Source organism: Microcystis sp. LE19-41.2A, assembly GCF_027530405.1.
GTDB classification, from domain to species: Bacteria; Cyanobacteriota; Cyanobacteriia; order Cyanobacteriales; family Microcystaceae; genus Microcystis; species Microcystis aeruginosa.
The window spans coordinates 1-3,211 of sequence record NZ_JAPZQJ010000343.1 but is presented as its reverse complement, the minus strand read 5'-3'; the positions used below and the strand labels follow the sequence as shown (position 1 = coordinate 3,211).

The 3,211-nt window shown below is 51.4% G+C and carries 1 protein-coding gene and 1 pseudogene; both read right to left on the bottom strand.

The window, feature by feature from the left end:
* Positions 1 to 140: 140 nt before the first annotated feature.
* Positions 141 to 893 (bottom strand): annotated as a pseudogene (locus O9290_RS14035) (DNA cytosine methyltransferase); the annotation flags it as partial.
* Positions 893 to 3,052 carry a potassium-transporting ATPase subunit KdpB gene (kdpB, locus tag O9290_RS14030; RefSeq protein ID WP_002761775.1) on the bottom strand — a complete coding sequence of 720 codons (2,160 nt, stop codon included), beginning with the start codon at positions 3,050 to 3,052 and terminating at the stop codon, positions 893 to 895. The pseudogene O9290_RS14035 and the gene kdpB, both read right to left, overlap by 1 nt.
* Positions 3,053 to 3,211 lie beyond the last annotated feature (159 nt).

The window sequence follows — 3,211 nt, the reverse complement described above, 5'->3', positions numbered from 1 at the left end:
AATCCTTATCTGGCAAGAGACTTAATTGATTAGTTAGCTCTAGATAAAAAACAATTGACAAAAATCGCTAAATGCCTTTCTCTATAAGGGTTCCATCCCTTATAACCCCCGTCCATTGCATAACACAAACCGAAGAGCCGAAAATATCTTTTTCTAGTTTGAGGAACTCCGCAGTAACAAGAATTAATAACTTTTTCAGTTAAACCATAACCATGGCTTTTAAAAATTTGTTTTGCTTGAGTGAGTATTTTACTTTTCTCAATTCTATCCACATTTTCCATAACAAACCATTGGGGACTTACTCCAGTTACAATTTCAGCGAATGTGAGCGTTAGATTCGCTCGTCCTAAACCCTCGTCTCTCTTCCCAGCACTGGAAAAGTCTTGACAAGGAGGGCTGCCGACAATAATCTCAGGATTATATTGAGCAAATATTTCTTGGCTAGATTCTCTAGATAAATCGACATTAAATATCGGATGACTAAAGTTATTTCTATAGACATCTATAGCAGGTATCCAATTATCAAATGCGGCCACAATAGTAAACCCCGCTTTCTGGAAACCTAAAGATAAACCACCACAACCAGCGAATAAATCGATTGTGATCATTTTGCTCCCTCCTCTAAATTGACTCTCGAAAGCATAAAATAAATTATCGGAATCGGGAGCTAGACCGTATAACTCTTGTGTACTTAACTCCGCCGGTTGAACTTTTAAATTTTCATCGAGTTTCAGATAGACATTTTTCAGTCCTTTCCCATCCAAGTAAGCGCACAAAGAAGCTGGAAATGAGGAGTTAAATTGATTTTTACCCCATGTTTCTTTTTGGCTAAAATCCCGATTCGAGTGCTTCAATCCGAATAAACTAGGCTTAAATATTGCCGATTTTCCCATTACCTCAACCCGATCGCTGAAATTATCTCATCAATAATCTTAATAGCAATAAACGGGGCAATCATGCCTCCCACGCCGTAGATGAGGATATTGCGCCGCAATAGTTGGTCAGCAGTGAGCGGGCGAAATTGAACGCCTTTAAGTGCCAAGGGAATCAAAACGGGGATAATCAGGGCATTGTAGATCAGGGCCGAGACGATCGCCGATTGAGTGCTTTTCAAACCCATGATATTTAAAGCACCGATCCCAGCGGCAGCGAAAATTGTCGGGATAATGGCGAAATACTTGGCGATATCGTTGGCTACCGAAAACGTGGTCAGGGCGCCGCGGGTAATGAGTAACTGTTTGCCGATGGTCACTAAATCGATCAGCTTGGTCGGGTCGGAATCGAGATCCACCATATTGGCAGCCTCCTTCGCCGCTTGGGTTCCGGAGTTCATCGCCACACCGACATTAGCCTGGGCCAGTGCGGGTGCGTCGTTGGTTCCGTCTCCCGTCATGGCAACTAACTTGCCCTTGGCTTGCTCGCGACGGATCACCTCGATCTTATCTTCTGGGGTGGCCTCGGCGATAAAATCATCCACCCCCGCCTCCGCCGCGATCACCGCCGCCGTGATCTGGTTGTCGCCGGTGAGCATGATCGTTCTCACACCCATGCGCCGTAATTGGTCGAAACGCTCTTTTAATCCCGGCTTCACGATGTCCTTGAGATAGATCACCCCGTAGATATCGTTACCCCGACAGACGGCGAGGGGAGTCCCCCCCAAACGGGAAACCCTTTCCTGTGCCTCATCGAGGGTTTCGGGAACGGAACCACCGCGGGAACGGACGAAACCTTTAATCGCGTCTACGGCTCCCTTACGGTATTCCTCGCCGGCCCTATCGGTGCCGCTCATGCGGGTACGAGCGGAGAATTCGATTCCCTCGCCGGGTTGGCCATCGATATCGAGGTTCGCGCCCAAATTCCGGGCTAAGGCAATGATCGAGCGTCCTTCCGGGGTTTCGTCGAAAAGGCTGGCCGCTAGACAGATGCGGGCTAATTCCTCGAGGTTATGACCGTTCACGGGGATAAATTCGTCAGCCAGTCGGTTTCCGAGGGTGATCGTTCCCGTTTTGTCGAGAAGGAGGGTATTCACGTCGCCGCAGGCTTCCACCGCGCGCCCGGAGGTGGCGATGACGTTAAACTGAGCCACACGATCCATCCCGGCGATGCCGATCGCGCTCAATAAACCGCCGATCGTCGTGGGAATGAGGGCGACGAGGAGCGAGATCAAGATGGCGATACTGGAACCGGCCCGAAAGGTATCCGCAACCGCCGGCCCGAGGCTCGTTTCCAGGAAACCGGCGATATAGTTCCCGATCGGCGGAATCGTGGCGACGACAATTAGAAAGACTTGGGTTAACACGGCCAGAAGTACCGTCAGCGCGATCTCGTTGGGGGTTTTCGTGCGCTCGGCCCCTTCCACGAGGGAGATCATGCGATCGATAAAACCCTGGCCGGGATCTTGAGTGATCCGCACTGTCAACTCGTCCGAGAGAAGCCTGGTGCCGCCGGTGACGGAACTGGCGATGTCGGTTCCGGGTTGTTTGAGGACGGGGGCCGATTCTCCGGTGATCGCCGATTCATCCACCGAACCGATTCCCTCGATCACTTCCCCGTCGGCGGGAATCACGTCCCCGGCCACCAGTTTTACCCGATCGCCCCGACCCAAGGCCGTGGAACTGACCGACTCGATCGAGCCGTCGGCAAGGATTTTCTGGGCCATCGTGTCGCTGCGGGTGGAGCGCAGGGCATCGGCCTGGGCTTTTCCCCGTCCCTCGGCGATCGCCTCGGCGAAGTTGGCGAACAGCACCGTGAAGAAGAGGATGAGGGTGATGATGCCGTTAAGTAGCCGTTGTTGTCCCCTATCCCCGGCGATCGTGCCGAATAGATGCGGGTCGATCGTGACCAGGGCCGTGACGATCGTTCCTAACCAGACCACGAACAGGACCGGGTTACGCACGGCGATGCGCGGGTCGAGTTTGAGGAAGGACTGCCGGATCGCGCGTTGATAGAGACCTGTCCGGTTTACCTTGGGGGTGTGGCGGCGGTCGTCCCTGCGACCTCTCGGCACTCGCAACGGGCGGGAGGATTTAGAATTTCCTTTGTTCGTTCTCATAAATTATCTAGGGCTGGTTGAATAAATCTAAAAACCTTGTTGGGTAAGACTTTTAGACCTTTTGTCAATCAAAAAGTACTGGATCTGGGAGTGATCGGGGGGAAATTTAGGCACTTTTTCCCTGAAAATTAGGTAATTGGCCACCTCAAAACTGGTAAA

Coding starts and splice junctions, on each gene's coding strand:
- kdpB (WP_002761775.1), bottom strand. CDS start 3,052: ATGAGAACGAACAAAGGAAATTCTAAATCCTCCCGCCCGTTGCGAGTG.